This is a genomic window from Micromonospora saelicesensis, assembly GCF_900091575.1.
In the GTDB taxonomy this organism is placed as follows: domain Bacteria; phylum Actinomycetota; class Actinomycetes; order Mycobacteriales; family Micromonosporaceae; genus Micromonospora; species Micromonospora saelicesensis.
Genome location: NZ_FMCR01000003.1, coordinates 929,781 through 953,162, shown reverse-complemented (window position 1 = coordinate 953,162; position 23,382 = coordinate 929,781). Strand labels below are relative to the sequence as shown.

The 23,382-nt window shown below is 71.2% G+C and carries 20 protein-coding genes; 9 read left to right on the top strand and 11 right to left on the bottom strand.

All coding sequences use genetic code 11. The features are described 5' to 3' along the window. Positions 1-61: 61 nt before the first annotated feature. Positions 62-718, bottom strand: coding sequence for a TetR/AcrR family transcriptional regulator C-terminal domain-containing protein (locus GA0070561_RS17375; protein WP_091401791.1), 657 nt, complete (start codon positions 716-718; stop codon positions 62-64). A gap of 196 nt (positions 719-914) precedes the next feature. Here GA0070561_RS17375 and GA0070561_RS17370 point away from each other — a divergent pair, with 196 nt between their 5' ends. Both GA0070561_RS17370 and GA0070561_RS17365 read left to right on the top strand, forming a co-directional pair. Beyond that, positions 915-2,087, top strand: a complete 1,173-nt coding sequence (locus GA0070561_RS17370) for an acyl-CoA dehydrogenase family protein (RefSeq protein WP_091401789.1) — start codon at positions 915-917, stop codon at positions 2,085-2,087. 96 nt (positions 2,088-2,183) lie between these two features. After that, complete coding sequence (locus GA0070561_RS17365; protein ID WP_091401787.1) at positions 2,184-2,705, top strand: peptidoglycan-binding domain-containing protein; 522 nt, start codon at positions 2,184-2,186, stop codon at positions 2,703-2,705. A gap of 39 nt (positions 2,706-2,744) precedes the next feature. On the opposite strand, the gene GA0070561_RS17360 is transcribed toward GA0070561_RS17365, so the two are convergent. The 5 genes from GA0070561_RS17360 to GA0070561_RS17340 all read right to left on the bottom strand — a co-directional run bounded on the left by GA0070561_RS17360 (position 2,745) and on the right by GA0070561_RS17340 (position 8,766). Further along, positions 2,745-3,782, bottom strand: a complete 1,038-nt coding sequence (locus GA0070561_RS17360; RefSeq protein ID WP_091401786.1) for an aminotransferase class V-fold PLP-dependent enzyme — start codon at positions 3,780-3,782, stop codon at positions 2,745-2,747. A gap of 61 nt (positions 3,783-3,843) precedes the next feature. Continuing rightward, the gene (locus tag GA0070561_RS17355) at positions 3,844-4,380 is read right to left on the bottom strand and encodes a SigE family RNA polymerase sigma factor (protein WP_091401785.1); all 537 of its coding nucleotides are present in this window, start codon (positions 4,378-4,380) and stop codon (positions 3,844-3,846) included. After that, on the bottom strand, positions 4,380-4,988 hold the full coding sequence (locus GA0070561_RS17350; protein ID WP_091401783.1) for a permease-like cell division protein FtsX: 609 nt from the start codon (positions 4,986-4,988) through the stop codon (positions 4,380-4,382). Before GA0070561_RS17350 ends, GA0070561_RS17355 begins: the two co-directional genes overlap by 1 nt. An 88-nt stretch (positions 4,989-5,076) precedes the next feature. Beyond that, positions 5,077-7,266 carry an FUSC family protein gene (locus GA0070561_RS34550; RefSeq protein WP_279616375.1) on the bottom strand — a complete coding sequence of 730 codons (2,190 nt, stop codon included), beginning with the start codon at positions 7,264-7,266 and terminating at the stop codon, positions 5,077-5,079. An 87-nt stretch (positions 7,267-7,353) separates the two neighbouring features. Continuing rightward, positions 7,354-8,766 (bottom strand): FAD-dependent oxidoreductase, encoded by a 1,413-nt coding sequence (locus GA0070561_RS17340; protein WP_208603784.1) that lies wholly within the window; start codon positions 8,764-8,766, stop codon positions 7,354-7,356. A 182-nt stretch (positions 8,767-8,948) separates the two neighbouring features. Here GA0070561_RS17340 and GA0070561_RS17330 point away from each other — a divergent pair, with 182 nt between their 5' ends. Beyond that, positions 8,949-9,587, top strand: a complete 639-nt coding sequence (locus tag GA0070561_RS17330; RefSeq protein WP_141710395.1) for a hypothetical protein — start codon at positions 8,949-8,951, stop codon at positions 9,585-9,587. A 166-nt stretch (positions 9,588-9,753) separates the two neighbouring features. Here GA0070561_RS17330 and GA0070561_RS17325 read toward each other — a convergent pair whose 3' ends face one another. After that, positions 9,754-11,139: a cation:dicarboxylate symporter family transporter gene (locus GA0070561_RS17325; RefSeq protein ID WP_091401775.1), complete on the bottom strand. Its 1,386-nt coding sequence runs from the start codon at positions 11,137-11,139 to the stop codon at positions 9,754-9,756. 98 nt (positions 11,140-11,237) lie between these two features. Between GA0070561_RS17325 and GA0070561_RS17320 the strand changes: the two genes are divergently transcribed. Next, the gene (locus GA0070561_RS17320) at positions 11,238-12,824 is read left to right on the top strand and encodes an ATP-binding protein (protein ID WP_091402221.1); all 1,587 of its coding nucleotides are present in this window, start codon (positions 11,238-11,240) and stop codon (positions 12,822-12,824) included. Further along, positions 12,821-13,516 carry a response regulator gene (locus tag GA0070561_RS17315; protein ID WP_091401773.1) on the top strand — a complete coding sequence of 232 codons (696 nt, stop codon included), beginning with the start codon at positions 12,821-12,823 and terminating at the stop codon, positions 13,514-13,516. The genes GA0070561_RS17320 and GA0070561_RS17315 overlap by 4 nt, the downstream gene beginning before the upstream one ends. A 242-nt stretch (positions 13,517-13,758) precedes the next feature. On the opposite strand, the gene GA0070561_RS17310 is transcribed toward GA0070561_RS17315, so the two are convergent. Together GA0070561_RS17310 and GA0070561_RS17305 are read right to left on the bottom strand one after the other, a co-directional pair. Next, positions 13,759-14,073 carry a transcriptional regulator gene (locus GA0070561_RS17310; protein ID WP_091401771.1) on the bottom strand — a complete coding sequence of 105 codons (315 nt, stop codon included), beginning with the start codon at positions 14,071-14,073 and terminating at the stop codon, positions 13,759-13,761. Continuing rightward, positions 14,073-14,435, bottom strand: a complete 363-nt coding sequence (locus GA0070561_RS17305; protein ID WP_091401770.1) for a type II toxin-antitoxin system RelE/ParE family toxin — start codon at positions 14,433-14,435, stop codon at positions 14,073-14,075. Before GA0070561_RS17305 ends, GA0070561_RS17310 begins: the two co-directional genes overlap by 1 nt. Before the next feature lie 304 nt (positions 14,436-14,739). On the opposite strand from GA0070561_RS17305, the gene abc-f reads away from it, so the two are divergent. After that, entirely contained in the window at positions 14,740-16,377 is a 1,638-nt protein-coding gene (gene abc-f / locus GA0070561_RS17300; RefSeq protein ID WP_091401768.1) for a ribosomal protection-like ABC-F family protein, read from the top strand. A gap of 44 nt (positions 16,378-16,421) precedes the next feature. On the opposite strand, the gene dnaE is transcribed toward abc-f, so the two are convergent. Continuing rightward, complete coding sequence (gene dnaE, locus GA0070561_RS17295; protein WP_091401766.1) at positions 16,422-19,952, bottom strand: DNA polymerase III subunit alpha; 3,531 nt, start codon at positions 19,950-19,952, stop codon at positions 16,422-16,424. Positions 19,953-20,096: 144 nt separating this feature from the next. Between dnaE and GA0070561_RS17290 the strand changes: the two genes are divergently transcribed. The 3 genes from GA0070561_RS17290 (at position 20,097) to GA0070561_RS17280 (ending at position 21,901) form a co-directional block, all read left to right on the top strand. After that, positions 20,097-20,717: an L-threonylcarbamoyladenylate synthase gene (locus tag GA0070561_RS17290; RefSeq protein ID WP_091401764.1), complete on the top strand. Its 621-nt coding sequence runs from the start codon at positions 20,097-20,099 to the stop codon at positions 20,715-20,717. A gap of 99 nt (positions 20,718-20,816) precedes the next feature. Then, positions 20,817-21,356, top strand: a complete 540-nt coding sequence (locus GA0070561_RS17285; protein ID WP_091401762.1) for an RNA polymerase sigma factor — start codon at positions 20,817-20,819, stop codon at positions 21,354-21,356. Continuing rightward, the gene (locus tag GA0070561_RS17280; protein WP_091401760.1) at positions 21,353-21,901 is read left to right on the top strand and encodes a hypothetical protein; all 549 of its coding nucleotides are present in this window, start codon (positions 21,353-21,355) and stop codon (positions 21,899-21,901) included. The genes GA0070561_RS17285 and GA0070561_RS17280 overlap by 4 nt, the downstream gene beginning before the upstream one ends. A gap of 17 nt (positions 21,902-21,918) precedes the next feature. Here the strand turns inward: GA0070561_RS17280 and GA0070561_RS17275 are convergent, their stop codons facing one another. Beyond that, the gene (locus GA0070561_RS17275; RefSeq protein ID WP_091402220.1) at positions 21,919-23,349 is read right to left on the bottom strand and encodes a serine/threonine-protein kinase; all 1,431 of its coding nucleotides are present in this window, start codon (positions 23,347-23,349) and stop codon (positions 21,919-21,921) included. Positions 23,350-23,382: the final 33 nt, after the last annotated feature.

Here is a 23,382-nt window from a genome sequence, read left to right as displayed (position 1 = left end):
TTCGAGGGTGGGCGATGGGCGATGGCGACGGGCGGTGAAACTAGCGCTGGGAGTTTGGACGCTACCCGTTGGGCCGGGCGGACTCCACCGTGTCGACGGTGCGGGTGTACTCGGCGGCCAGACCGTGCAGCAGGGCGTCCAGGCCGAGGGCGAAGGCGCCCTCGTCCACGCTCTGCTGGTGTTCGGCGAGCCGGTGGGCCTGGCGCAGGTGCGGGTAGTGCGCCGCGTACAGCTCCGGGTCCTCGACGAAACCGCGGGCGAACGAACCGAGCGCCGACCCGGCCACGAAGTAACGCAGCGCCGCGCCGATGTGGGTGGCACGGGCCGGCGGCCAACCGGCCCGGACCAGCCCGCCGTAGACCGCGTCGGCCATGGCGAGGGCGGCCGGTCGACGACCCGGCCCCTGCGCCAGGTACGGCACGATGTTCGGGTGGGCGGTGAGCGCCCGCCGGTACGACCACGCCCAGTCCCGCAGCGCGGTGAGCCAGTCCCGGCTGGCGAAGCCGCTGGTGTCGACGGCAACGGTGACCGTGTCGGCGACCGCGTCGAGGATCTCGTCCTTGGTGGCGAAGTGGTTGTAGAGCGAGGGGCCCTGCACGCCGAGCGCGGCGGCGAGTCGGCGGGTGGAGAGCGCGCCGAGCCCGTCGGCGTCGATCAGCGCGAGCGCCGTCTCGACGATCCGGTCGCGGGTGAGCAGAGGCCGTCGAGGTCGGGGCACGTCAGAACTCCTCGGTCTGCGGTGTCCCTCCCCGTGGGAACCACCTGTTCACGCACCCTATCGGGGACCGCCTGCGGGCAGGCGTCACCACGTCGGCCGGAGAAGGGGTCTGGACGAATGAAAACTTACACCGCTAGTTTATGAGGGACCGCTACGACCCGTGGCGGCGCACCACCACGCCGACCGAGGGGGAACCGTGGACTTCGCACTGTCCGACGAGGAACGCGCCGTCCGGGACACCGTGCGCGCGTTCATCACCCGCGAGGTGATGCCCCTGGAAGCGGAGGTGCTCCGCCGGGAACGGGCGCACCAGCCGGGCCTCGACCACTCCGAGGTGCGCGAACTGCAACTCAAGGCGCGCAAGTTCGGCTTCTGGGGCCTGGCCACCCCGGAGGAGTACGGCGGGATGAACCTGCCGGCCGTACTCCAGTCGTTGATCTGGACCGAGCTGGGCCGCACGTTCGTGCCGTTCCGCTTCGGCGGCGAGGCGGACAACATCCTGTTCCACGCCACCGAGGAGCAGAAGCGGGAGTTCCTCATCCCGACCATCGAGGGCGAGCGACGCTCCTGCTTCGCCATCACCGAACCGGGCGCGGGGTCCGACGCGGCCAACATCCGGCTGTCGGCCCGCCGCGACGGCGACGACTGGATCCTCGACGGCGAGAAGACCTTCATCACCGGCGGTCACGACGCCGACTTCGCCATCGTGGTCGCGGTGACCGACCGGGAGAAGGGCGCCCGCAAGGGCGGTGCCACCGCCTTCCTGGTGGACCGGTCGATGGGCTGGCGCTCGGAGTTCATCCAGACGATGGGCGAGGGCGGGCCCGCGTCACTCATCTTCGACGGCGTACGCGTGCCGCACCGCAACATCCTCGGTGAGATCGGGCAGGGCTTCACGCTCGGCATGGAGTGGATCGGCAAGGGGCGCTACACCATCCCATCGCACGCCATCGGCATCGCCGAGCGGGTGTTGCAGATGGCCATCGACTACGCCAACACCCGGGAGACCTTCGGCACGAAGATCGGCACCAACCAGGCCATCCAGTGGATGATCGCCGACTCCGAGACGGAGCTGGAGGCGGCCCGCTGGCTGGTGCTGCGCTCGGCGTGGACGGTCGACGCCGGCCTGGATCCCCGGCACGCCTCGTCGATGGGCAAGCTCTACGGCGCCGGCATGGTCAACCGGGTGGTCGACCGGGTGCTCCAGATCCACGGCGGCATGGGCTACACCCGAGAGCTGCCGATCGAACGCTGGTACCGGCAGGTCCGGCTCTACCGGATCTTCGAGGGCACCGACGAGATGCAGCGGCTGATCATCTCGCGGGACCTGCTGCGCGGGTACACGAAGATCGGTGGTCACCTGGCCTGAGCCCAAGTGTCCGTCTCCTGACTGACCTGCAACAGAGCGGCGTGGCCAGACGTGTATTCGCGTACCACCCGCCCGATCAGTCAGAGGGGGATACGCATGTTCCTACGAATCAGAGCAGCCACGATGGCGATGGCCGTCGCCACCGCCGGCGCTGCCGTCATCGTGGCCGCGCCCGCGTCCGCGAGCGTCAGCCAGGGGTACGTCGCGGGCTCCGGCACCTGGACCGACGACTGGAACGACGAGGGCCCCATCTCCGCGTCGACCCGGTCGTACAACAACGTCGTCGCCATGTGGCAGAAGATCCTGGTAGCCGACGGCTACCTCGCCGCCTCCGGCGTCGACTGCAGGTTCGGTGCGGTCACGACGGCCGCCACCAAACGGTGGCAGAGCGACCGGGGCCTGGTGAGCGACGGCGTCGTCGGCCCCAGGACCCTCGCGAGGGCAGCGACCCGCCTCAGCACGTACGAAGGCGACAACTGGTTCTACTACGACGGGCTCGGCAGCAACTTCATCTACTTCGGCCGCCTCCCGGACGGCAGGTGGGACATGAGCCTCGGGCCCGATCTGGAGTGGAAGCCTCTCGCGTACACGAGTGCGACCTTCAGCATCTGCTCCTGACCGACCGGCCGGCCGTGCCCCGCAACGGGCGCGGCCGGCCTATCCGGTCAACGCCGTCAACGCGGCGTCCACGTCGGCCTCGGTGGAGTAGATGTGGAACGAGGCCCGGACCCGTCCGGCGCGCACCGCCGCCCGGATGCCGGCCGCCGCGAGGCGCTGCTCCGCGTCCGGCACGTCCACGCTGACGATGGCGCTCTCCCCCGGTGCCCGACCCAGACCGGTCAGGAACCGGTTGGCCAGCGCCACGTTGTGCGCCCCGATCGCCGGCACGCCGATCTCGGCGACCACCTCCAGGGCGGGCGCCGCACCGACCCAGCTGAACCAGGCCGGTGAGATGTCGAACCGGCGGGCGTCGTCGGCCAGCCGTAGCGGCGGGCCGTAGTAGGAGGCGTGCGGGTCGCGGCCCGCGTACCAGCCGGCCGCGTCGGGGCGCAGCCGCTCACGCAACCCGGGGGCCAGATAGGCGTACGCGGTCCCGCGCGGATTCATCAGCCACTTGTAGCCGCCCACCGCCACCGCGTCGGCCCGGCTGCCGTCGAACGGCAGCCAGCCGCACGCCTGGGTCGCGTCCACCGCCACCAGCGCGTCGTGGGCGCGGGCCGCGGCCACGATCTCGTCGTACGCGGCGACCGCCCCGTCGGCCGACTGCACCAGGCTGAACGCCACCAGGTCGGTATCGGCGTCGATGGCGTCGACCAGAGACCCCAGCGGCACCGTGCGGACCTTGACGCCACGCTCCTCCTGAACCAGCCAGGGGAAGAGGTTCGAGGTGAACTCGACCTCGGGGACCACCACCGTGGCACCGGCCGGCAGCGCCGCCGCGACCGGCGCGAGCAGCTGGGACACCGCCGCGCCGACCGCCACGTCACCGACCGGCACCCCGATGAGGTCGGCGAAGGTGACGCGAGCCCGGTGCGTCGACTCGCCCCAGCCCTCCCACGATGTACGACCAACCCGCCAGGCCGCGAGAGCCTCCTGCAACGCCGCCCACGCCGGTTCCGGCGGCAACCCGTAGCTGGCGGTGTTCAACCAGCCGGGCTCCGGCTGCCACAGCTTCTGCGCCTGCTCGATCTCCATGCCGTCGACGCTAGGCCGAGCGACGCGCGACGGGGACTGCCAATCGGCGATCGGCGGCCTGTCAGATGCGGACGAAGTCCTGACCGAGCAACGACCGCAGCCTGGTCAGCGCGCGGGCGTTCTGCATCTTGACCACCGACACGGAGACGTCGAGGGTGCTGGCGACCGCCTCGACGCTCTGATCCTCCCAGTGCCGGAGCACCACGATGGCCTGGTCGCGGATCGGCAGGGCGGCCAACGCCTGGAGCAGGGCGATGTGCAGCTCCGTGGTGTCGTCGGGCCGTTGCGGCGACCCCTCCGGCAGCTCGGCGAGCACGACCTCGGCGGCGCTGTGCCGCTTGTTCTGGTCGAAGACGGCGTTCATGAGGACCCGGCGGCTGTACGCCTCGAGGTTCGCGGTGTGCCGGATCCGGCCCCAGTTCGCGTACATCTTCGCGAAGGTCGTCTGGGTCAGGTCCTGGGCGAGGTGCCAGTCGCGACACATCAGGTAGGCGGTACGCCGCAACCTCGGTGCGGCGGTCTCGACGAAGGCCGTGAACTCCGCCTGCTGGGCGGTCTGCTCACGCCGTCGAGCCGCGCCCCAGCGGGCAGCCGCCATCAGTCGACCGCCGACGCGCTCGTGCCGGCCGGGCAGTCGATGCCGATGATCTCGTCGACCCCGGACAGGCGTTTGGCCCGCTCAGCCAGCTCCGCGTACTGGGTCCGCACCACGAGCGTGATCCGGAACGACTCCGGCAGTTGGCTGGGCACTATGTGGTCAACGAGTTCGGGTGTGTCCGCGTACACCTTCTTGAGCTTCTCCAGCGCTTCTTCGCGGCTCTGGAACACCACGGTCCCGACCGCCGGGTCCGCGTCCAGCCCGTGCTTGATCACAGCGCGCTGCTGATCGGTGATCTCGGGAGCGAGGTAGACCGCGGCGTCGGTCGCGGTCTCGTCGGCGGGGGCCTGGCACGCCCTGTTCACGAGCGTGCCGAACGCCGCCGGCACCGTTGGTGGCGGCGCCGACCGTTGCGGCGGTGTCGCCACGTTCACCGCCCCCACCGCCGCGACGGCGATCACGGCGGCGACGCCTGTCGCCACCAGCCGTTGTCGGCGTCGACGCAGGCCGTTGCCGGCGGCCACCGCGTCATCGACCAGGTCGACAAGGGGTAGGTCCGGCTCGTCGGCGATGGCACGGTCGAAGAGCACCCGCAGGTTCTGATCCATGTTTCCTCCCGTGGCCCCGGTGGGCTCTCACAGGTCATGACTGGTTGGGGCACCGGATCGGTCACATCGACGCCGGGCGGCACCGGCCTCACCGCTTCCGGCGGCGCCCGATCGACTCGTCGGCAGCGGGCAGTGGGATCCGGGCGAGACTGTCGGCGAGGCCGGCGAGCCACCGGTCGACCTCCACCAGGTGCCGGACCGATTGATGGTCGGCCTCGCCGAGGAGCGGACGGATCCGGTCCAGCTGGTCGACGCAGCTGGTCGAGACCGGCGCCCGGTCCGACCTCCGGCCGTGGGCGACCTCGTCGGCGAGGGCGTCGTACGCCGATCGCAGGCGCGCGGCGGAGTCCCGCAGCAGCGCCGCCGCCCCGGGCCAGCCGGCGAGGCAGCCGGGCGGGTTGCGGCGTAGCAGCGACTCCGCGCCGGGCACGACGTGGTGCCCGGCGCTCAGCACGGCGTCCCAGTTCACCTGTTGGAGGTGCGGATCGTGCCGCTCCGAGTGGTACTGACAGTACGACGAGTCGATCAGGATCATCCGGCGACGGACCCGGCCGAGGACACCTGCCGGTGGCGGAGCATCGCCGAGCATCGACTGGACCGTCTGTTCGACAGCGTCCGCGCTGGCCGCCAGGTACCGGGTGGCGTTGTGCCGCAGGTCGTGGCCCGCGCCGCGCGGCCAGATCGCCACCCCGGCGAGCACGCCGATCACCGCGCCGAGCAGCACGTCGACGAGGCGGGCCTCGGCGAGCCGCCACCCTTCCGGGCTGAGCTGGGCGAAGACGACAGTCAGCAGCACTGTGAACAGCGCCTGCTGCCACACCGGACCGAGCAGGCGGCCGACGCCGAAGGCCAGCAGCAGGGTGACCGGCAGGACGACGGCGTACACGAGCGGATCGTCGACGACGAGCATCACCCCGCCGCTGACGACCGCACCGATGATCGTGCCCAGCACGGCCGGCCGCAGGGCGGTGCGGGTGTCGGCGGCCGACGTGCGCAGGACCGTGAGGGTGGCCAGCAGCACCCAGAAGCCGTGGGTCAGCTGCAACACCCCGGCGGCCACCCGGGCGATGGCCAGCGCCACGGCCAGCCGCAGCGAGCTGTGCAGGTGGACCGAGCGCGGCGCCAGGTGGGCGCGGAACTGCCACCAGTACAGCGTCCACGGGCTGCGCTGGGCGTACTCGAACAGCGCCGAGGAGGCGTCGTCGCCGCCGAGCCCCGCCCCGGTAGCCACCCGGGAACCGACGACGAAGACCCGCACCTGGTCCGCGAGGGCCAGCGCGGTCGCGTCCCGGCACAACCGGGGTACGTCCGGCGCGTCGCGGACCTGGCCGTCTCCCACCGGGTACGCCGCCTCAGCTCGTCCGACCGCCACATCCAGGTCGGCCGGGGCCACCGCCGGGGCACCCGGCGACAGGCTCCGGCCGACCGCGCGGGTGGTGTCCGCGCACGAGCGCAGCAGACGCGCCGCCGCCAGGTCCGGAATCGGCTCCGGCGGGGCGTCCGCCGCCAACCGGTCCGCCTCGCCGAGCACCTCCCGTAACGCGGCCGCGCAGATCCGCAACGCCCGATCCTGAGCGCCCGCCGCGGTGGGCGCCCACGCCGGAGGGCTTCGGTTCAGTTCGATCGCCGCCACCACATCGTGCGCCCGCTCGCGCCGCGCGTCCGGGTCACCCGCAGCGGCGTGCGGGTCAGTCAACTTCTCGGCGGTGGCGTCGAGGAAGGCGGCGACGCCGTCCGCCGCCTCGGCGAGGCGCTGCCGGTAGGAAACCGGCACCGGGTCGGGCCAGACGAACACCTCGGCCACGGCGAGCAGGACGACGGCGAGGGTCACCCCACCGAGTCGCTCCGGCAGGGTGCCCGGCTGGTACGGCGGGAACGACGCCAGGATGTAGAAGAGCTGGAACGCGCTCGCCAAACCCACCAGACGCGGGTTGCCGACCCCGGCGAACGCCACCACGAACCCGACGACCAGCATGCCACCGGCGGCCGCCCAGGTGCTCCACGCCAACAGCGAGCCCGCCGCGATCAGCGCCCACACCACCGGCAGCGACAGCACGAGGATCCGCGCCCGTTGCGGCGCCGGCCCAGGTAGCTGCGCGAACGACCCGGCGGCGATCGTGCCGAACAACCCGTACGTGGCGAGCGTCGAGCTGCCCACGCCGTACCGGCAGCCGTAGAAGACGACGGACGCGACGAGCGTCAGCCGGGCCGCGCGTCGCAGGATGGCGTCACCCGGGTCACGGCGGCGAAGCCGGCCAAGGAGGCTGGTTCCGAGCACGACCGCTCCCCCGGTTCGTCGCAGCACCCCTCCCCGGCCCACCATTCTCCACAGCGCCCCGCGGTGGGCGGCGGCTTTGGCGACGAATCACCGCCGGGAGCCGCCGAGCAGGCCGAGCCGGAGGGCCCGGAAAAGGGTGCCGGGGCGGCTCAGGGCGGCCGGGTGGTCGAGCATGGTGGTGACCCGGCCCAGCCGGGCGTTGAGCACCGGGTCGGTCAGCGACGCCCGGAAGAGCAGGTCCCCGAACCACTTGGTGACCTTGTAGCCGGGCGGGTACGGCCCATCGACGTGCGGCAGCTCGATGTCGGCGGTGGTGGAGATCTGCCAGGCGGCGTCGACCACCACGCGGACCTGGTCGAAGTACGCGTGCGCGGGCTCGTCGTGTGGCTTCGGACCGGAGCGCAGGTACGTCGACAGGCAGGAGGCGTGCAGTGTCGCGGAGGTCATTCCCTGCCCGTACACCGGGTTGAAGGACGCGACCGCGTCGCCGGCGGCGACCAACCCGGCGGGCAGACGGTCGAGCTTGTGGAAGTCGCGGCGTCGGCTGTCCGCCTGGTGGTACGTGACCACGCCGCCGAGCATCTCCCCGTGTTCGGCGATGTCACCGAACATCTGCGGGTAGTGCTCGCGGCAACGGGCGGTGAAGTCGGCGACGTCGCGGCTGGGCCGGTCCCCGTCGTAGCCGGCCACCAGCATGATCCAGCGGTCCCCCTCGACCGAGTTGATCCCACCGATCCGGGCGGTACGCCCCTTGCCCGCCATGGTGTGGAAGACCGCCACCCAGGCGTCGCTGACCGACTCGTCGCGCTTGAAGAGCGCCGTGGCGTAGTTCAGCTTGATCGGCATGCGGTGCAGCGGCGGGCGCGGCCACCCGTGCTCGGCCAGCCAGTCGCTCAACCGGCTGGACCGCCCCATCGCGTCGACCACCAGGTCCGCGGCTTCGACGATGGGCTCGGCGCCACCCTCGGGCACGTACCGGGCGCCGTTGACCCGCCGCTCGTCGAAGAGCAGACCCTCCGCCCGGCCGTACACCATGCGGATGTTGTCGATGGCGAGGGTGCGTCGGCGGACCAGCGCCTCCAGGAACGGACGCGTGGTGATCAGCGCCGGCCCGGTGCCGGTCGCCGCGGGCGGCAGACCCAACATGCCGTTCACGAAGACCTTCGCCGTGCTCGGATCGCTCGGTGGCGGCGGGGCGCCGAGCGCGAGCGCCTCGTCGGCGATGCCGGGAAACCAGCGCTCCAACTGGACCTGACCGGCGGGCAGCAGCGCGTGCACCTGACTGCCCTGGGGCACGCCCGGCCGTGGACCGGCGTCGACATCGGACGGATCCCGTTCGATGATCAGCACTTCCTCGGCGTGGTCGCTCAACACCCGGGCCGCCAGCAACCCGGCCATGCTGCCACCGAGCACCACCGCCCGTCGCATGACCACTCTGGTCTCGGCGGGCGCTTCGGCCGTCGCTATCTCGGCGAAGAGCCGGGACGGAGAGGGGGGCATGGGATCACTCCTCGAACGGTCGGGATACCTGGCATCCACGACCGTAACCATCGCGGCGTCCGCCGTCAGCGCTGAGTTGGACCGCCACTTGGAGCTGGCGCCCCGGATGCGGTGGTCAGACAGGCGGCGATCCCCCGCCGGCCAGGACCGCGCCGGGTCCGGCCACCAGCTATGAATGTCTGATGAGTGCCCATGCCGGTGCGACCCGGCCCCCGCGTGCCCCGGCCCTTCCGGATCCCGGGGCGGGCAGCCGAACCAGACCGGTCGCCTGGTGGGGCTTCCTGAGCCTGGTGGTGGCCCTGGCCGCGTGCACGCCGGCGGGTGACTCGCGCCAGCACGCCACCCCGCCGGCCAACGGCGCGGCGCCGTCGACGGACGCCAGTGGTGGCGGGCCGCCCTGCACGACATCGGTCGACACGCTGCCAGCACCGCCGGCGGGCTACCGGTTGGTGGGCGAAGACGTGGCGGTGCCCAACGCCCCCGTGATGTCGGCGGAAGATTCCGGGGAGGCCGATCCGGCGGCACGGCTGTTCGCCAAATGGGGGCTCGTCGTCCGCGCCGGCACGGTCGTCGACCTGCGGGTGGCACCGGGCTGGCAGGACAAGGCCCGGCTCGGCTGGGGCGGCACCGGCACGCCCGCGGCGACGGTCACCGTGCACGCGTGCGCGCCAGCGGGTGGGCAGGCTCAGTGGATGGCCTTCGTCGGTGGCACCTGGGTCGCGCAGGCCGCCTGCGTACCGCTCATCGTGACGTCGAACGGCCACACCGACCGCGTCAATCTCGGCATCGGCGTCCCCTGCGACAAGACCACCACGCCCTAGCCCCGCACGCCCACCCGCCCCACCCCAGCCCACCCCCCCAGCCCCGGTTGATCAAGAGCTTTGCGTCATCCATCCCGGTGTGTCGTGACGCAAGCCTCTTGATCAACGGGAGGGGACGGCGTCGCGGCGGCACTGCGCCGCCGCGACCCCGGGTCCACGCCTCGACTCAGGCCGGGGCTCCGGCCGGCGTGGCCTCCTTCTCGTCGGGGCGGGACGCCGCCTCGTCGTCGTCGTGCTCGTCGAGCATGGTGGCCTCGTCGAACGGGTCGTTGCCGCTCAGCACACCGGCCGCCCGCTCCCTGTCGAACTCGCCGGTCCAGGTTCCCACCAGGACGGTCGCCACCGCGTTGCCGGCAAAGTTGGTCAGCGCCCGAGCCTCCGACATGAACCGGTCGATGCCGACGATCAGCCCGACCCCGTCGACGAGGTCCGGCCGGTGCGACTGGAGGCCGCCGGCCAGCGTGGCCAGCCCGGCGCCGGTGACCCCGGCAGCGCCCTTCGACGCGATGATCATGAACAGCAGCAGCGAGATCTGCTCGCCGACGGCCAGCGGCTTGCCCAGCGCGTCGGCGATGAACAGCGACGCCATGGTCAGGTAGATCGCCGTACCGTCCAGGTTGAACGAGTAGCCGGTCGGCACCGTGATGCCGACGACCGGCTTGCTCACACCGAAGTGCTCCATCTTGGCGATCAGCCGCGGCAGCGCCGACTCCGACGACGAGGTCGACAGGATCAGCAGGAACTCCCGGCCCAGGTAACGCAGCAACGAGAAGATCGAGATCCGGGCCACGAACCACAGCAGCGCGCCCAGGAACACCAGCACGAAGATCAGACAGGTGGCGTAGAAGCCCACCATGATCTGGGCGAGGCTCTTGAGGGCGTCCACGCCGGTCGCGCCGACCACGGCGGCCATCGCGCCGAACGCCCCGATCGGCGCCAGCCACATGATCATGGCGAGGACCTTGAAGACGACCCGCTGGATGACGGTGATGGCGCTGAGCACCGGCTCACCGCGCCGGCCCATGGCCTGGACGGCGAAGCCGACCAGCAGGGCGACCAGCAGCGTCTGGAGCACCTTGCCCTCGGTGAGCGAGGAGAGCAGCGTCGTCGGGATGACCCCGAGCAGGAAGTCGGCCGTACCGGCGGCCTCGTCACCGGCTGCGGCCTTGCCGGAGCCGACGAGGTCCGGGCCGAGGTTCAGGCCCGAGCCGGGGTGGATGAGGTTGCCGACGACCAGGCCGATGGCGAGCGCGACGGTCGACATGGTCAGGAAGTAGCCGAGGGCCAGGCCGCCGACCTTGCCGACCTTCGCGGCCTGCCGGACGGAGCCGACGCCGAGCACGATGGTGCAGAAGATGACCGGGCTGATCATCATCTTGATCAGGTTGACGAAGCCGGTGCCGATCGGCTTGAGTTCCTTGCCGAAATCGGGGGCGACCAGGCCGACCACGATGCCGGCGACCACGGCCACGATGACGGCCAGATACAGGTAACGGGTACGGTCCCGGCGGACCGCCGGTGCCGGGGTGGTGGCGGATGCGGTGGTGTCCATGTCGACAATGTGAAGCGCGTCTCACCCGTTGACAGCCTTGCGGTCATTCTGTTCACCGCGATGGCAGAAACGGTGGCGCGACGAGGGAGGTGGTGGAGGTGGCCCGACGCCAGTGGAGCATCGCGGGACAACTCTTCGCCCTCCAGGCGATGGTGGTGACGCTGCTCGTGCTGGCCGGCGCGGCGGGCGCCGTCTGGCTGGCCCGCAGCGACTCCCGCCAGGCCGCGCAGGAGGAGGTGCTCGCGGTGGCGCAGACCGTGGCCGGTTCCCCCGACGTCCGGGCGGCCCTCACGACCGCCGACCCCGCCAGGGTCCTCCAGCCGTACGCCGAGTCGACCCGGAAGGCCACGGGCACCGACTTCGTGGTGGTGATGGCCCCCGACCGCACCCGTTTCTCGCACCCGACCCAGGACCGGATCGGCGAGCCGTTCGTCGGTGAGATCAGGCCCGCTCTGGCGGGCCGCGCGTTCACCACCACCAACGTCGGGACGCTCGGCGAGTCGGTGCGCGCTGTCGTTCCGGTGTACGACGAGCAGCGACGCCTCGTCGGTCTGGTCTCGGTGGGCATCACCACCCGCGAGATCGACAAGAAGCTGCTCGGCCAGTTGCCGGTGCTGTTCGGTGTGGTCGCGCCGGCTCTGGCGCTCGCCGCGACGGGCTCCTGGCTGCTCAGCCGCCGGCTCCGTCGCCAGACGCACGGTCTGGGCCCGGCCCAGATGACCCGGATGTACGAGTACTACGACGCCGTTCTGCACTCGGTGCGCGAAGGTCTCATCGTGCTGACCACCGATCGTCGGGTGGCGCTGGTGAACGACGAGGGCCGCCGGCTGTTGGGGCTCGACGCGGACGCGCCGGTGATCGATCAGCCGGTGGCCGGGATCGACCTGCCACCCGCGGCGGCCGAACTGCTCGACTCCGGGCGCGACGCCCGCGACGAGCCGATCGTCGCCGGTGACCGGGTGCTCGTCGCCAACCAGCGGACCACCCGCTTCGAGGGCGCGGTGCTCGGCACCGTGCTGACCCTGCGCGACCAGACCGAGTTGCGCACCCTGGCCAGCGAGCTGGATTCGGTGCGGGCGTTGACCGAGGCGTTGCAGGCGCAGACCCACGAGTCGGCCAACCGGCTGCACACCGTACTGACCCTGGTGGAGCTGGGCCGCGCCGACGAGGCCGTCCGGCTCGGCACCCGGGACCTGGCCCTCGCCCAACAGCTGACCGACCGGGTGGTCGGCGCGGTGACCGAGCCGGCGTTGGCCGCGCTGCTGCTCGGCAAGTCCGCACAGGCCGGCGAACGCGGGGTGGATCTGGTCATCGAACCGGACTGCCGCCTCGACGACAGTCCGCTGCCGACCGGCGACCTGCTCACCGTCGTCGGCAACCTGGTCGACAACGCCCTGGAGGCGGTGGCCGGCACGCCGGCGCCGCGCCGGGTGCGGGTCTTCGTCGGCGCGACCGACGACGAACTGGTGGTCCGGGTAGCCGACAGCGGCCCAGGTCTGGCCCCGGAGCGGGTCGCCGACGCGTTCCGGCGCGGCTGGTCCACCAAGAGCACCGGCAGGGGTCTCGGCCTGGCGCTGGTCGGGCAGGTGGTACGCCGGCACGGCGGCAGCGCCGAGGTCTGTCGCTCCGACGACGGCGGCAGCCTGTTCACCGTCCGGCTGCCGGGCAGGGTCGAGCGGTCATGACCGCCATCCGGGTGCTGGTCGTCGAGGACGAGCCGCTGCTGGCCGAGGCGCACAGCGCGTACACCGAACGGGTTCCCGGTTTCGTCGTGGTCGGGGTGGCGCACACCGCGCGGGCGGCGATGGCGGCCCTGCGCGCCAACGACGGCGGCGACGTGGACCTCGTACTCCTTGATTTTCGGCTGCCCGACCTGCACGGCCTGGACGTGTGCCGGGCGCTGCGCGCGGCCGGCAGCAGCATCGACGTGCTCGCGGTGACGTCCGCGCGGGACCTGGCGGTGGTGCGCACCGCGGTGTCCCTCGGGGTGACCCACTACCTGCTCAAGCCGTTCACGTTCGCCGCGTTCCGCGACAAGCTGGAGCGGTACGCCGACTACCGCGCCCAGGCGCTCGCCGACGGCGAGGTCGCCGCCCAGCACGAGGTGGACCAGATGTTCGCCACCCTGCGCGGCACCGCCGGGCACAGCCTGCCCAAGGGGCTCGACGCACAGACCCTCGATCGGGTGCGCGCCGCGCTCACCGACGGCACCCGCGCAGAGGTCGGGCTGTCCGCGACCGAGGTGAGCGCGGCGACCGGCATCTCCCGGGTGACCGCCCGCCGCTACCTGGAGTACCTGGTGACGGTCGACCGGGCCGCCCGAACCCCCCGCTACGGCACCCCCGGCCGCCCCGAGGTCGAGTACCGACCGAGGTGACCACACCGTCGCTCCGGGCCGGGTCTGTTTGTCTTTTGAGCGCCATACCTCTGAGTCATAAATATGACTCAGAGGTATGGCCATGCGAGGCGGAAAGGCTAGCCGTGACATCGAGCAACGCCGGACGAAAGCGCAAATGGTCAACGGTTGAGCATGTGCCAGCCGAGAAGTTGGCCCGCCGCCAGGGCATTCAGCCAGTCGTCTCCGTGGACGACCTGGCCGCATGAGCCTGGCCGAGCAGATCAGGCGATCTGACGGAGGTCGTCGCCGTAGTCGAAGATGATCCGCATCCGGGCGCCGAGCGCTCGTGCGTATCGGCTCAGCGTCGCGACCTCGTTGGCCTCCAGGTCACCGTTCTCGATCTGGCTGACCCGGCCGGGCGTGACACCCATCAGTTCGGCCACCTGCCGCTGGGTCAGGCCCAACCGCTTCCGCTCTTCGGCAAGGTGGAACGCGCTGATCCACGCCTCGGTACGAGCACGCTCTGTGTCGAGCGCTTCATCGTCCCCGTCATGCAGCTCAGCCCGGATGTCGTTCCAGTCATGGAAGTCGCCCATCAGCCCTCCCTCCGTTTCCTCTCGAAGGCAAGCCAGCCCTCGTACGCAATCTCAGCCGCTGGAATCGCCTTGTCGTACCACCGACTCCAATCCCCTGCCTTATTGCCAGCCACCAGCAGCACGGCCTGGGACCACGGATCGAAGACGAACAGCACGCGAACGGCGACGTCCCTTCCGGATCTCGGTCGAAGCTCTTTGAGGTTGCTGATGGTCGAACCCCTGAGGGTGTCGACCAGCGGACGCCCCAGGCCCGGACCGGTGTCCGCAAGCATGTCGATCGCTACGTTGACGGACCGGTACGTCGCCGGGTCGGTTTCTCGCAGGGACCGCAACCAGTCGCGGACACCCGTTGTCGTCTTGATCGCCCAGCGACGTGGCGGCTCATGAGACTGGACCCACTATAGCCTGGCCTATACACCGAGCGCTGCGCCCTATTGCGGTGGCAAGGCGGAGATCCGTTGTTAGACTTGCCGCGTTGGGTTAGCGGTACGACCAGGGAGACCAGACATGGCGGGTGACGACGACATCTCCGGGTGAGACCGGATGTGTTCGGCCATCGGTTCGGCGCGCGTAGGCGCAGCCGCCGAGGCCATGCCGTCGTTCCACCGGTTCCCGTTGTCGTCGGGCGGCTGAGGCGCGCCCACCCCACCCTTTGAGGTCACTCGCATGTCTGATGCGTTCATTGTCTGCTCGAACCTGTCCTTCTCCTGGCCGGACGACACCCCGGTCTTCTCGGAGCTGTCCTTCACCGTTCCCGGCGGTCGCACCGGCCTGGTCGCGCCCAACGGCGCCGGCAAGAGCACCCTGCTGCGGCTGATCGCCGGGGAGCTGCGGCCCAGCGGCGGCAGCGTCACCGTCGACGGTGTGCTCGGCTACCTCCCGCAGACGCTGCCGCTGGTCGGCGACCTGAGCGTGGCGCAGGTTCTGGGCGTGGCCGAGCGGATCGCAGCGCTGCACGCCATCGAGGCCGGCGACGCCAGCGAGGAGCACTTCGCCACCATCGGCGACGACTGGGACATCGAGGAGCGCACCCGCTCGGAGCTGGACCGGCTCGGCCTCGGCGAGCTGTCGCTCGACCGCCGGCTGCACACCCTCAGCGGCGGTCAGGTGGTCTCCCTCGGCCTGGCGGCGCAACTGCTGCGCCGCCCGGACGTGCTGCTGCTCGACGAACCGACCAACAACCTGGACCTGGAGGCCCGGCACAAGCTCTACGACGTCCTCACCGAGTGGTCCGGGTGCCTGCTGCTGGTCAGCCACGACCGGGAACTGCTGGACCGGATGGACCGCATCGCCGAGCTGGACCAGGGCGAGATCCGCTGGTACGGGGGCAACTTCACCGCGTACACCGAGGCGGTGCAGGCGGCGCGGGAGGTGGCCGAGAGCAACCTGCGCAACGCCGAGCAGGAGGTCAAGCGGGAGAAGCGGGAGATGCAGCAGGCCCGGGAACGGGCCGACCGGCGGGCCAGCAACGCCTCCAAGAACCTGAAGAACGCCGGCCTGGCCCGGATCGTCGCCGGTGGGCTCAAGCGCAGCGCGCAGGAGTCGGCGGGCAAGGCGCAGGAGACGCACTCGTCCCGGCTCGGTCAGGCCAAGGCCCGACTCGACGAGGCCGGCCGTGCGGTACGCGACGAGGACCGGATCGTCGTGGACCTGCCCGACACCACCGTCCCGGGCGGGCGCACGGTCTTCTCCGGCCACGGGATGCGGGCCCGCTTCGACGACCGGGAGCTGTTCGGCGGCGACGGCGCCGACCTGGTGATCCGGGGGCCGGAACGGATCGCCCTGACCGGGGCGAACGGCGTCGGCAAGTCGACCCTGCTGCGCCTGGTCAACGGTGACCTCGAACCGTCCGGCGGTGAGCTGAAGCGCGGCGAGGGGCGGATCGCGTACCTGTCACAGCGGCTGGACCTGCTGGACCTCGACCGCACGGTGGCGGAGAACTTCGCCGCGTACGCGCCGAGCCTGCCGGACGCCAAGCGGATGAACCTGCTCGCCCGGTTCCTGTTCCGGGGTGCCCGGGTGAACCTGCCCGTCGGGGTGCTCTCCGGCGGTGAACGGCTGCGCGCCACCCTCGCCTGTGTGCTCTGCGCCGAGCCGGCGCCGCAACTGCTGCTGCTCGACGAGCCGACCAACAACCTGGACCTGGTCAGCGTGGGTCAGTTGGAGAGCGCGCTGTCCGCGTACCAGGGGGCGTTCGTGGTGGTCAGCCACGACGAACGGTTCCTCGCCGAGATCGGCGTGCAGCGTTGGTTGCGGTTGGCCGACGGCCAACTGCGCGAGATCAGCGCCCCCGAGCGGGTCTGAGCCAGGCGGTCCGGCCGGCGCACGCCGGCCGGACCGAGGCCGGCTCAGCTCACGTTGGCCGGGCCGAGGACGCTCTTCAGGTCACCCATCAGCGCGGTCGTCGCCGCCACCCGGAACGGGCCCAGCCGCAGGGTGGTGGTGCGCCCGCCGTTCTGGAGTTTGACGTGCACCTCGGTGTCGCCGGGGTGCAGCACCAGGGTCTCCTTGAGTTTCTCCACAAGCGGTGGCGTGCAGCGGTGCACAGGGATGGTGAGGGTGACCGGCTTGTTGGTGGCGCTGGTGCTGACGTCCGGCATGGACATGTCCATCGCCATGATCCGTGGGGTGTCGTCGCGGCGGTCAACCCGACCCTTGACCACCACGATGGCGTCCTCGGCGATGTACTGCCCGATCACCTCGTAGGTGTTGGGGAAGAACAGCGTCTCCACCCCACCAGCCAGGTCCTCGAGGGTGGCCGACGCCCAGGCCCGGCCCTGCTTGGTGACCCGGCGCTGCACCCCGGAGAGGATGCCGGCGAGGGTGACGACCGCCCCGTCGGGCACCCCGCCCTCCTCGGCCAGGGAGGCGATTGTGGTGTCGGCTGCCGCGTTGAGGATGTGCTCCAGGCCGAACAGCGGGTGGTCGGAGACGTACAGGCCGAGCATCTCCCGCTCGAAGGCCAGCTTGTCGCGCTTGTCCCACTCGCTGTCGCCGATGGTCGGCATCACAGTGGTACTGCCGGTGTCCGCGTCACCGAAGCCGGCACCGAACAGGTCGTACTGGCCGACGGCCTCCTTGCGCTTGACGTCGGCGTACGCGTCGATCGCGTCGGCGTGCACAGCGAGCAGGCCCTTGCGGGGGTGGTCGAGGGAGTCGAAAGCACCCGCCTTGATCAGCGATTCAATGGTCTTCTTGTTGCAGACCACAGCGTCCACCTTGGACAGGAAGTCGTAGAAGTCGGTGTACTCGCCCTTCTCGTCCCGGCAGCGCATGATCGACGCGACCACGTTCGCCCCGACATTGCGAACCGCGGCGAGGCCGAAGCGGATGTCCTTGCCGACCGGGGTGAACGGCCCGGCCGAGGTGTTGACGTCCGGCGGCAGCACCTGGATGCGCATCCGGCGACACTCGGCCAGGTAGAGGGCCATCTTGTCCTTGTCGTCGCCGACGCTGGTCAGCAACCCGGCCATGTACTCGGCCGGATAGTGCGCCTTCAGGTACGCGGTCCAGTAGGAGACCAGGCCGTACGCGGCGGAGTGCGCCTTGTTGAAGGCGTACCCGGCGAACGGCACCAGGACGTCCCACACCGCCTGGATCGCCTCGTCGGAGTAGCCGCGCTCGCGGCAGCCGTCCCGGAACGGGATGAACTCCTTGTCGAGGATCTCCTTCTTCTTCTTACCCATGGCCCGGCGCAGCAGGTCCGCCTGACCGAGGGTGTAGCCGGCGAGGATCTGCGCGGCGCGCTGCACCTGCTCCTGGTAGACGATCAGACCGTGGGTGGGCGCCAGGATCTCCCGCAGCGGCTCCTCCAGCTCCGGGTGGATCGGCGTGATCTCCTGGAGGCCGTTCTTGCGCAACGCGTAGTTGGTGTGCGAGTCGACGCCCATCGGGCCGGGTCGGTACAGGGCCAGGACGGCGGAGATGTCCTCGAAGTTGTCCGGCTTCATCAACCGCAGCAGCGACCGCATCGGCCCACCGTCGAGCTGGAACACGCCCAGGGTGTCACCGCGGGCCAGCAGCTCGTACGCGGCCTTGTCGTCCAGCGGCAGGCCCAGCAGGTCGAGCTTCCGGCCGTGGTTCAGCTCGATGTTCTTGACCGCGTCGTCGATGATCGTCAGGTTGCGCAGGCCGAGGAAGTCCATCTTCAGCAGCCCGAGCGACTCGCAGGTCGGGTAGTCGAACTGCGTGATGATCGCCCCGTCGGCGTCGCGGCGCATCAACGGGATGTGCTCGATGATCGGCTCGGCGGACATGATGACGCCGGCGGCGTGCACACCGGTCTGCCGGATCAGCCCCTCGATGCCCTTGGCCGTGTCGATCACCTTGCGGACGTCCGGGTCGGAGTCGTACAGGCCGCGGATCTCGCCCGCCTCGGCGTAGCGGGGGTGCTTGTTGTCGAAGATGCCGGTGAGCGGGATGTCCTTGCCCATCACCGCCGGCGGCATGGCCTTGGTGATCCGGTCGCCGACCGCGTACGGGAAGCCGAGGACCCGGGCCGAGTCCTTGATCGCGGCCTTCGCCTTGATCGTGCCGAAGGTGGCGATCTGGGCGACCTTGTCGTCGCCCCACTTGTCGGTGACGTACTTGATCACCTCGCCGCGCCGACGCTCGTCGAAGTCGATGTCGACATCCGGCATCGAGATCCGCTCGGGGTTGAGGAACCGCTCGAAGATCAGGCCGTGCTGGATCGGGTCCAGGTCGGTGATGCCCAGCGCGTACGCGACGAGCGACCCGGCGGCCGAACCACGGCCCGGACCCACCGCGATGCCCTGGTTCTTCGCCCACTGGATGAAGTCGGCGACCACGAGGAAGTAGGACGGGAAGCCCATCTGGTTGATGACGCCCAGCTCGTACTCGGCCTGGACGACGTGCCCCTCGGGGATGCCGTTCGGATAACGGCGGGCCAGGCCGGCGAAGGTCTCCTTGCGGAACCAGGACTCCTCGGTCTCCCCCTCGGGCACCGGGAAGCGCGGCATCAGGTTGTGGAACTCGAACATGCCCTTCGGGTCGACCTTCTCGGCCACCAGCAGGGTGTTGCGGCAGCCCTGCTGCCACAGCTCGGACGAGTCCACCGCGCGCATCTGGTCGGCGCTCTTGATGAAGTAGCCGCCGCCCTCGAACCGGAACCGGTTGGGGTCGTCGATGTTGCTGCCGGTCTGCACGCAGAGCAGCACGTCGTGAGCGGTGGCCTGCGCCTCGTGGGTGTAGTGGGAGTCGTTCGTGACCACCGGCGGGATGTCCAGCTTGCGGGCGATCTCGGTGAGCCCCTCGCGGACCCGGCTCTCGATGGAGAGGCCGTGATCCATGATCTCCAGGAAGTAGTTGTCCTTGCCGAAGATGTCCTGGTAGCTGGCGGCGACCTTGAGGGCCTCGTCGAACTGGCCAAGCCGCAGTCGGGTCTGCACCGCACCGGACGGGCAACCGGTGGTGGCCATGATCCCCTCGGCGTGCTCGGCGATCAGCTCCATGTCCATCCGGGGCCACTTGACGTAGTGCCCCTCCATGGAGGCGCGCGAGTTGAGGGTGAACAGGTTCTTCAGGCCCTGCGCGTTCTTCGCCCACATGGTCTTGTGGGTGATCGCGCCGTTACCGGAGATGTCGTCGCTCTTCTGCTCCGGGCGGCCCCACTTGACCCGCGCCTTGTGATAGCGCGACTCCGGCGCCACGTACGCCTCGACGCCCAGGATCGGGGTGATCCCGGCGGCCATCGCCTGGTTGTAGAAGTCGTTCGCGCCGTGCATGTTGCCGTGGTCGGTGATCGCCACAGCGGGCATGCCCAGCCGCTTGGCCTCGGCGAACAGGTCCTTCAGTCGGGCCGCTCCGTCGAGCATCGAGTACTCGGTGTGCACGTGCAGATGCGCGAACGAATCAGCCATGCGTGGCGCCCCCCGGCGGTGTGGATCTTGTTGGTCGGAGCCGACCGGGACCTACCCTACCGAGGTGATCTCGGCGGCTCCACCGTCCGCGCCGAGGGTGGCCCTCGTCTCCTGATCCTCCCCGGGTGCGCCTAGTCTCGGAGGATGGCGAGGTACTACGACGTACACCCGGAGAACCCACAGCCCCGGGTCATCGGGCAGGTCGCCGACCTGATCCGCAGGGGTGGGCTGGTCGCCTACCCGACGGACTCCTGCTACGCGCTCGGCACCCAACTGGGCAACCAGGACGGGCTGGACCGGATCCGACAGATCCGACACCTCGATGATCGGCACCACTTCACGCTGGTCTGCCACGACTTCGCCCAGCTCGGCCAGTTCGTGCAGATCAGCAACTCGGTCTTTCGCCTGGTGAAGGCGTCCACCCCGGGCAGCTACACGTTCATCCTGCCGGCCACCCGAGAGGTGCCCCGCCGGATGCTGCACCCGAAGAAGCGGACCGTCGGCGTGCGGGTGCCCCGGCACACCGTCACCCAGGCGCTGCTGGCCGAGCTGGCCGAACCGCTGGTCTCCAGCACGCTGGTCCTGCCCGGCGACGAGGAGCCGATGACCCAGGGCTGGGAGATCAAGGAACGGCTCGACCACCAGCTCGACGCGGTGCTCGACGCCGGCGACTGCGGTAAGGAGCCGACGACCGTGATCGACCTGTCCGGGCCCGAGCCGGAGATCCTGCGCCGGGGCGCCGGGGACGTGTCCCGCTTCGAGTAGGGCGCCAGTTTCGCGTCGGGTGCCGGACGCTACGGTGCCGCCGCGGCGGCACCGGTCGTACGCTCAGGGATCGGCACCGGCGAGCATTGGACATCCGGCATGCCCGACGCGGACGACATCGACGCCCTGGCCCGGTCCGCCGCGCACGGCGACCCGGCCGCGCTGGACGCCCTGCTGGTCGCGGTGCGCCCGGAGGTGCTGCGACTGTGCGCCCGCTTCCTGCCCAGCCGGGAGGACGCCGAAGAGGCCTGCCAGGACACCTTGCTGGCGCTGGCCGGCGGCATCAGCCGGTTCGAGGGGCGCTCCTCGTTCCGCACCTGGCTGCACCGGCTGACCGCCAACCGGGCCCGCTCCACGTACCGCACGCTGCGCCGCCGCTGCCGGCTGGAGGCCGAGGGCGTACCGCTGCCCGACCAGGCCGACCCGCGACGGACCAGCGTGGTCGCGGGCACCCGCCTCGACCTGCTCGACGCCTTCGACGCGGTCCACCCCGACCTCGCCGAGGTGGTCGCCCTGCGCGACGTCCTCGGGCTGAGCTACCCGGAGATCGCCGCCCTGCTCGACGTGCCGTTGGGCACCGTGAAGTCCCGGTTGCACCTGGCCCGGCGGCAGGTCCGGCAACGGCTCGGCGCGGAATGAGGCCCGCGTCGTTGCGCCGGGTCGTCGTCGTCCTCGCGGCCACCGTGGCGGTCGCCGGCTGCGGCGGCGCCGACGCCGTCTCGCCCCTGCCCGTCCAACCGCCCGGGCCGACCCGTTCGACGCCGGCCCCCACCGCGATCCCCACGATCTCCGCGATCGCCGCGCCCACCGGGTCGCCGTTCCGACCGCCTCCGACCAGCGCGCGCCCGGCCGCGCCACCGCCCGCACCCACCAGAACAAGGGGTACGCCCCGAACGACTCCCCCACCGACCGAGCCGACGCCGGCCTGTCAGGGCGCGGTCCGCTACGACCTGCCGCTCGCCGAGACCGAGATCGAGCTGCTCACATCGCTCTGCTTCGCCACCGGTGCGGTGCTGCGCATCCAGGGCATCGGGCCGGGGCTGGTCACCGTGGACCGCCCGGAGCTGGTCTCCCAGCAGTACGAGGCGGGCGTGGTGGACATCCGCTTCGTCCGCCCCGGCACGGTCGCCGTGACGATCCCCAAGGAGGGCCGGGAGCACACCATCACCGTGGTGGTCCGCTAGGGCGGGTTCGGCCGCACCTACCGCAGGTGTACGCCGGCGAGCAGGGTGTCCAGGAAGTCGGGTCCGGCGTCCGCGGGTGGGGCGATCTGCACGTACACCAGGGCGGGTCGGCCGGGGTGCAGGGCGGCCGACTCGATGATCTGCGGCCGGCCCTGCTCGCAGCGGTACGCCACGACGGTCCACTCGACGCCGGCCTGCCGGGTGACCCGGGCCGGCGCGGGCGTGCAGTCGCCGTGCGTGCGCTCGGCCAGGAACCCGGCGGGCGTGGCACGGGCCGCCGTGCTGGCGGAGAGACCCACGAACGCTCCGGGCAGGCGAGGGTCGGCAGCCCAGCGGCGGGGTTGCGGCGACATCACCAGCGCCGGTTCGGGTTCGCCGTCGGCGCCGTACTGACCGGCCCAGGTGGCACCCGTGGCGGACCAGCCGGGCGGCAACGTCACGGTCAGTGACCCGGTCGTGTACGTGCCGCCGACCGGCCGCGCCGACCCGGCACCACCCGGCTCGGCGCCCACCACACCCACCGCGGCGAGGGCCACCACAGCGGCCCCGGCCCGTCGCAACCGGTACGGGCGGCGCGCCCCCGCCCGGGGTGACGGCTGTCGCCGCACGGGACCGGCCGCCGCAGCCGGCCGCCCCGACGGGCCGCTCGCGCGGATCAACGCTGCGTGCAGGGTCGCGGCGTCGGGGTAGCGCTCGGCCGGGCGGTGGGCGGTGGCCCGGGCGAGCACCGCCGCGACCGCCGGAGGCACGTCGTTCCGAAGTCGGATCTCCGGGGAGTGCCGAGGCGGATCGGGCCTGGTCGGGTTCGCGCTCGACGGGTCGGCGGCCAGCAGTCGGATGCCGAGCCGGCCGAGCCCGTACACGTCGGCGCGGGTGTCGACCACCGCGCCGGGATCGTCCTGCTCGGGGGCCATGTAGCCCGGGGTGCCGGCCCGGGCGGTCAGCCCGGAGGCGGCGGCGAGCGCCTTGGCGAGGCCGAGGTCGGCGATCAGCACCTGTTCCCCGCCGCCGGAGCCGGCGGAGCGGAACAGGATGTTGCCCGGGGTGAGATCGCGGTGCACGACGCCGTGGCGGTGCAGCACGGCGACCCCGGCGCAGACCTCACCGAGCAGCCGCAACGCCGTCGGTGCGGGGATCTCGCCAGCGGCCAGCCGGTCCCGCAGGCTGCCCCCGTCCGCCCAGGCCAGGACCGCGTACGGGCGGCCGTCGGGCAGCTCACCGACGGCGTGCACCCGGATCAGCCGCTCGTGCTCCAGCCGGCGCAGCAACCGGGCCTCGTCGAGGAAGCGTTCCCGCACCCGCAGGTCGTGGCTCCAGTTCTCCGCCAGCACCTTGATCGCCACGTGCGCGTCGAGCGCCCGGTCGTAGCCCAGCCAGACCATCGCGAACGAACCCACGCCGAGCAGTCGCTCGACGGCGTAGGGCCCGATCCGCAGTGGAGCTGTCACCCGCGTCACCCCCGGCCTGCACGGTCGGTCGGC